The sequence below is a fragment of the Allofranklinella schreckenbergeri genome (assembly GCF_003703475.1).
In the GTDB taxonomy this organism is placed as follows: Bacteria; Pseudomonadota; Gammaproteobacteria; order Burkholderiales; family Burkholderiaceae_C; genus Lampropedia; species Lampropedia schreckenbergeri.
The window spans coordinates 22,278-28,277 of the sequence record NZ_RDQM01000022.1 but is presented as its reverse complement, the minus strand read 5'-3'; the positions used below and the strand labels follow the sequence as shown (position 1 = coordinate 28,277).

At 64.5% G+C, this 6,000-nt stretch carries 3 protein-coding genes, 1 tRNA gene and 2 pseudogenes; 3 read left to right on the top strand and 3 right to left on the bottom strand.

Annotation, left to right across the window (positions count from 1 at the left end; genetic code table 11):
• Window positions 1–118 (top strand): annotated as a pseudogene (locus tag EBQ26_RS12170) (IS5/IS1182 family transposase); the annotation flags it as partial.
• Window positions 119–126: 8 nt separating this feature from the next.
• On the opposite strand, the gene argJ reads toward EBQ26_RS12170, so the two are convergent.
• From argJ to accD, 3 genes and pseudogenes are all read right to left on the bottom strand, one after another.
• Complete coding sequence (argJ, locus tag EBQ26_RS12165) at window positions 127–1,407, bottom strand: bifunctional glutamate N-acetyltransferase/amino-acid acetyltransferase ArgJ (protein WP_122239507.1); 1,281 nt, start codon at window positions 1,405–1,407, stop codon at window positions 127–129.
• Between the two features lie 140 nt (window positions 1,408–1,547).
• The gene (gene xth / locus EBQ26_RS12160; protein WP_122239501.1) at window positions 1,548–2,342 is read right to left on the bottom strand and encodes an exodeoxyribonuclease III; all 795 of its coding nucleotides are present in this window, start codon (window positions 2,340–2,342) and stop codon (window positions 1,548–1,550) included.
• A 218-nt stretch (window positions 2,343–2,560) separates the two neighbouring features.
• A pseudogene (gene accD / locus EBQ26_RS12155) lies at window positions 2,561–3,415 on the bottom strand (acetyl-CoA carboxylase, carboxyltransferase subunit beta); the annotation flags it as partial.
• 167 nt (window positions 3,416–3,582) lie between these two features.
• Here accD and EBQ26_RS12150 point away from each other — a divergent pair.
• Window positions 3,583–3,668: transfer RNA gene (locus EBQ26_RS12150), tRNA-Leu, on the top strand.
• Window positions 3,669–3,809: 141 nt separating this feature from the next.
• Complete coding sequence (locus EBQ26_RS12145) at window positions 3,810–5,849, top strand: bifunctional 3-phosphoshikimate 1-carboxyvinyltransferase/cytidylate kinase (RefSeq protein WP_122239499.1); 2,040 nt, start codon at window positions 3,810–3,812, stop codon at window positions 5,847–5,849.
• Window positions 5,850–6,000: the final 151 nt, after the last annotated feature.

Genomic DNA, 6,000 nt, shown 5'->3' with positions numbered 1-6,000 from the left:
CAGCTTTGCCTGGCTGGACAAGAACAGACGCTTGTGGAAGAACTGCGAGCGCCTGCTCAATACCAGCTTGCAATTCATCCACTTGGCTTTCCTGGCGCTTATCCTAAAAAGATTTTGAACAGGCTCTCAGGAACGGTAGTCGGCGTTGATGCTGACGTAATCGTGGCTGAGGTCGCACGTCCACACCGTCTCTTGCGCCTGACCGCGGCCCAGGTCGATACGGATGGTGATATCGCTTTGCTGCATCACGCGTTGGCCGTCCTCCTCGCGGTATTCGGGGCGGCGGCCGCCGTCTTGCACGACGTGCACATCGTCCAAGTACATGGCGATGCGGTTTTGATCCAGATCGGCAATGCCGGCGTAGCCCACGGCGGCCAGGATGCGCCCCAGGTTGGGGTCGCTGGCGAAAAACGCGGTTTTGACCAGCGGCGAGTGGGCGATGGCGTAGGCGGCTTGCGCGCATTCGGCCGCATCGCGCCCGCCGGTGACGTGGATGGTGATGAATTTGCTCGCCCCTTCGCCATCGCGCACGATGGCTTGCGCCAGTTGCTGCGCCACGCTGCGCAAGGCGGCGTAGAGCGCCTGGCTGTCGGGGCTGTCGAGCTCGTCGATGGGGGCGTTGCCCGCCTGGTGGGTGGCGATCAGCACGAAGGAGTCGTTGGTGGAGGTGTCGCCATCGACAGTGATGCGGTTGAACGATTCATCGGCCAGGCGTTTGACCAGCTCGGGCAGCAGGTGGGGGGCGATGGCCGCGTCCGTGGCGACAAAGCCGAGCATGGTGGCCATGTTGGGGCGAATCATGCCTGCGCCTTTGGCGATGCCGGTGACGTGCACGGTCTGGCCGCCCACGACGGCGCTGGCGCTGGCGGCTTTGGCGATGATGTCCGTGGTCATGATGCCGTAGGCGGCATCCAGCCAAGCCTGGGGTGTGGCGGCCTCGGGCTGGCGGGTGCGCTCCAGCAGCGCGGGCAGGGCGGCTTCGATGCGCTCGATGGGCAGCGGCTCCATGATGACTCCGGTGGAAAACGGCAGCACCTGCTGCGGTTGCACCGCCCCCAGCCAAGCCAGATTGTGTGCTGCGGCCACGCAGGTGGCGCGGGCGTGGGCCAGGCCGCTGGCGCCGGTGCCGGCATTGGCGTTGCCGGTATTGACGATGAGGGCGCGAATGCCCGCGCTGCCTTGTCCTGCCTCGCCTTGCGCGCGCAAGTGCTGCTGGCAGATTTGCACGGGCGCGGCGCAGTAGCGGTTTTGCGTGAAAACACCGGCCACGCTGGCACCCTCATCGAGCACGAAGGCAGTCAAATCCTTGCGCTGGGTTTTGCGGATGCCGGCCTCGGCAACGGCGATGCGCACGCCTGCAATGGGTTGCAAGTCGGTGGCTTGGGGGGGGGTGAGGTTAACGGGCACGGTGGTGTCCTCCGGCAAGGGGGTTGAAGGGGGTTGGCGAGAGGGGTGGGAACGCGAAGGTTTGGCGTTTGGCAAGAAGCGAAGCGCGAGGGGCAGTCTCGCCAGGTGGCGAGGCCCCGCCGGGCCTTTGCGCCCGCTTCTTAAGAATCGGGCTGACCCAATTCAATCAGCACGGGCGCATGGTCGCTGGGTTTGGGCCATTTGCGCGGGGCGCGGTCGATCCAGCAGCGGCGCAGCAGCGGGCGCAGCGCGGGGCTGATGAGGATGTAGTCGATGCGCAAACCCCGGTTTTTCTGAAAGCCGAGCATGCGGTAATCCCACCAGGAAAAGGTTTTTTCCGGCTGCGGGAATTGCCGGAACGCATCTACCAAGCCCAGCTCCAGCAGGCGCGCGAAGGCTTGGCGCTCCTCAGGCGTGTGGTGGATGGTGCCGCGCAAGCCATCGGGATCCCAGGAGTCGGCATCCTCGGCGGTGATGTTGAAATCGCCCATGAGCACGACCTGCGCGTGCGCCTGCATTTGCGCCTGCACATGGGCGTGCAGGTGTGTGAGCCATTCGTTTTTGTAGGCGAATTTGTCGGTGCCGGGCGCTTGGCCGTTGACGAAATAGGCATTGATGAGGCGGATATCGCCCAGCGGTGTCGCCACGGTGGCGGTGATGACGCGCGATTGCGCATCGGCGTAGCCGGGCAGGTTGCGCACCACGTCGCGCGCCTGGCTGCGGTGCAGCAAGGCCACGCCGTTGTAGGTGGCCTGGCCAAACACTTCGGCCTCGTAGCCTTGTTCGCGCACGGCATCCAGGGGAAAACGCTCATCGGGCAGCTTCAGCTCTTGCATGCCCAGCACGTCCACCGGGTTGGCTTGCAGCCATTGCTGCACCTGCGGCAGGCGCACGTTCAGGGAATTAACATTCCAGGTCGCCAATGTGACGGACATAGCGGGTGTTACGGCTGGGGGGGCGAGGAGGACTGAGGGGGCTGGGCGGGCTGCGCGGGCGCGGCGGCTTCGCCGGTGATGGCGGTGGCGCTGGCGGCGGCAATGACCTCCTCAGGCGCAGCTTCGGCCGTGCTGGTGGCATTGCTTGCCGCGTCGGGCACGGCTGGCGCGGCTTCGGCCACCGGGGTTGCGGGCGATTCGGCCTGGCCGATGCTGGCCTGGTGGGTGAGGATGGCCAGGTTGCGAGCAATCACTTCGCGCAGTTGGCGCCGATCCACAATCATGTCCACCGCGCCTTTGCTGAGCAGGAATTCGGCGCGTTGAAAGCCCTCGGGCAAGGTCACGCGCACGGTGGACTCGATCACGCGCGGCCCGGCAAAGCCGATCAAGGCTTTGGGCTCGGCAATCACCAAATCGCCCATAAAGGCAAAGCTGGCGCTCACGCCACCCATGGTCGGGTCGGTCAGCACGCTGACAAAGGGCAGGCGTTGCTGTGCGAATTGGGCCAGCACGGCGTTGGTTTTGGCCATTTGCATGAGCGAGAGCAGCCCCTCCTGCATGCGCGCGCCGCCCGTGGCGGTAAAGCAGATGAAGGGCACCTTCTTTTGCAACGCGGCTTGCACGGCACGCACAAAACGCTCGCCCACCACGCTGCCCATGCTGCCGCCCATGAAGTCGAACTCGAAACAAGCCACCACCACAGGCAAGCCATGCAAGGTGCCGCCCATGGCGATGAGCGCGTCCGTCTCGCCCGTGGACTTGCCCGCTTCCTTCAGGCGCTCGGGGTATTTGCGGCTGTCTTTGAACTTCAGCGCATCGGTGGGGGTGACTTCCTGGCCGATTTCGTAGCGCCCGGCCTCATCCAGAAAGGCCGCCAAGCGCGCACGCGCGCCGATGCGCTGGTGGGCATTGCAATGCGGGCACACGTTGAGGTTTTTTTCCAGATCGGCGCGGTACAGCACCGTTTCGCACTCCGGGCATTTGGACCACAGGCCTTCTGGAATCTGATGGCGCGCCGTGTTTTCGGCGCTGCGTATCAAGCGGGAGGGGATGATTTTGTCAAGCCAGGACATGCGGGCAAACGTGCAATGAAATGGGAGGGCGATTGTATCTGTGCCCAAGAATGCGGGATGGCCCGCTCCTTGGCATGGCCCCATTGCCCATTGACGGAAAAACGGCAACCCGCTTGCGGCAGCAAGGAGCGGCAAAAAATTACGCTACAATCTCGCGCTTGCCTTAAGCCGTCGTGGTGGAATTGGTAGACACGCTATCTTGAGGGGGTAGTGGCCCATGGCTGTGCGAGTTCGAGTCTCGCCGACGGCACCATAATTTTACAAATCAAAAGAAATAAAACACCCCTGTTTCGGCATGGTATGCCTTAAGTGGATTTTCTTTTGAATTGAAGCAAAATAAACCCGCATGAGCCAGGCCATGCGGGTTTTTTCATGCGGTTTTGCTGCGCCTGTTATGTACCTTTCTGCCTTTCTCGATATTCCCGCTCTGCAATCGGCCCACGGGGTGGTGCGCTTGCCCGGCTCCAAGAGCATCTCCAACCGCGTGTTGCTGCTGGCAGCGCTGTGCGAAGGGGAGACCACCACCTTGCACGACGTGCTGGCCTCGGACGATACCGAGGCCATGCTCTCGGCGCTGCAAACGCTGGGCTGCGCCGTTGACCACCCAGGCCCGGGGCAGGTGCGCATCACGGGGCTGGAGCGCCAGCGCCTGCCTGCGCAGGCGGTGCTGCACCTGGGCAATGCGGGCACGGCCATGCGGCCTTTGACGGCAGCGCTGGCGCTGCTGGCCCAGGGCGGGCAGCGCTTTGAGCTGACGGGCGTGGCGCGCATGCAGGAGCGGCCCATTGGCGATTTGGTCGATGCGCTGCGCCAGCTCGGCTGTGCCATCGCCTATGGCAAGAACGAGGGTTTCCCGCCCTTGCACATCACGGCGGCGGGGGCTGCGCCCATGGCGGCGGGCGATGCCATCCGGATTCGGGGCGATGTCTCCAGCCAGTTCCTCACCGCCTTGCTGATGGCCTTGCCGCTGCTGGCCAGTCGGCCGGGGCAAGAGCGCGATTACGTCATCGAGGTCCAAGGCGAGCTGATTTCCAAGCCCTATATCGCCATCACGCTGAATTTGATGCAACGCTTTGGCGTGGCCGTGCAGCGCGAAGGCTGGCAACGCTTCACCATCGCGGCGGGCAGCCGCTACCGCTCGCCCGGCGCGCTGCATGTGGAGGCCGATGCCTCCTCGGCCAGCTACTTCATCGCGCTGGGCGGCCTGGCCAGTGATGCGGCCCTGGGCCATTGCCTGACCATCCAGGGCGTGGGGGAAGATTCGATTCAGGGCGATATCCGCTTCATCGACGCCGCCCGCCAAATGGGCGTGCAGGTGGAGGCAGGCCCCAATTGGCTGAAGGTGCAGCGTGGGCAATGGCCGCTGCAACCCATCGATATCGATGCCAACCACATCCCCGACGCGGCGATGACGCTGGCCGTGATGGCCTTGTACGCCCAAGGCGCCAGCCGCATCCGCAATATCGCCAGTTGGCGCGTGAAAGAAACCGATCGCATTGAGGCCATGGCCACTGAATTGCGCAAGCTGGGCGCGCAGGTGGAAAGCGGGCCGGATTGGATTGCCATCACCCCACCCGAAGCCCACGCGTGGCGCGCGGCCTGCATCGCCACCTACGACGACCACCGCATGGCCATGTGCTTTTCCCTGGCGGCCTTTAACCCGGCCGGGTGCATGGTGCGCATTGAAGACCCGCGCTGCGTGGGCAAAACCTTCCCCGAATACTTCGAAACCCTGTGGACCGTCGTGCGTCCGCGCCAGGCCGTGCCCGTCATCTGCATTGATGGGCCAAGCGCATCCGGCAAAGGCACCCTGGCCGAAGCGGTGGCACGGCAATTGGGCTTTGCCACGCTCGACTCCGGCGCGCTCTACCGCGCCGCCGGGCTGGCCGCGCGCAACCGCGGCATAGAGATCGCACCTGAACAGGCCCAGGCTCTGGCCGATGTGGCGCGCACGCTACGTTTGCACTTCAAAGAAGAGCAGGTGTGGCTGGACGACCAGGACGTGACGCTGGCGCTGCGCACCGAAGCCGCCAGCCGCGACGCATCGCTTATCTCCGCCCTGCCTGCCGTGCGCGAGGCCCTGCTGGATTGGCAGCGCCAGGCCGCCCGCTTGCCCGGCCTGGTGGCCGATGGCCGCGACATGGGGACGGTGGTATTTGCCGACGCGCCGCTGAAAATCTTCCTCACCGCCAGCGCCCAGAAAAGGGCCGAGCGGCGCTATAACCAATTGATTTCCAAAGGGGTCGCCGCTACACTTGCGACCCTTCGCGAAGAGCTGGAGGCGCGGGATTTGCGGGATGCGACGCGCAGCGTCGCCCCGTTAACGCCAGCGGCGGATGCACATCGGTTGGATAACTCCGATCTCAGTGTCGAAGCCGCCCGGGATCAAGTCCTGCAATGGTGGGCCACCAAGCGCGGTCTGCCATTGGCTTGAGCCATATTGGCCCCGGCCGCCAAAACGCTCCTGTCAGACGCTTCACCTGCTTACGTGGCGCATAGCGGCTTGCCTGCTTGCGCCACTGCTTGTGTGGGCGCTGTCAGCCAGCAGCAGTAGCGCGCGAAGTTCGCCCGGTTGCCGGCCATTG

Bases quoted from the DNA above. Each gene is read 5' to 3' on its own strand.
- xth (WP_122239501.1), bottom strand. From the start codon at position 2,342: ATGTCCGTCACATTGGCGACCTGGAATGTTAATTCCCTGAACGTGCGC.
- EBQ26_RS12145 (WP_122239499.1), top strand. From the start codon at position 3,810: ATGTACCTTTCTGCCTTTCTCGATATTCCCGCTCTGCAATCGGCCCAC.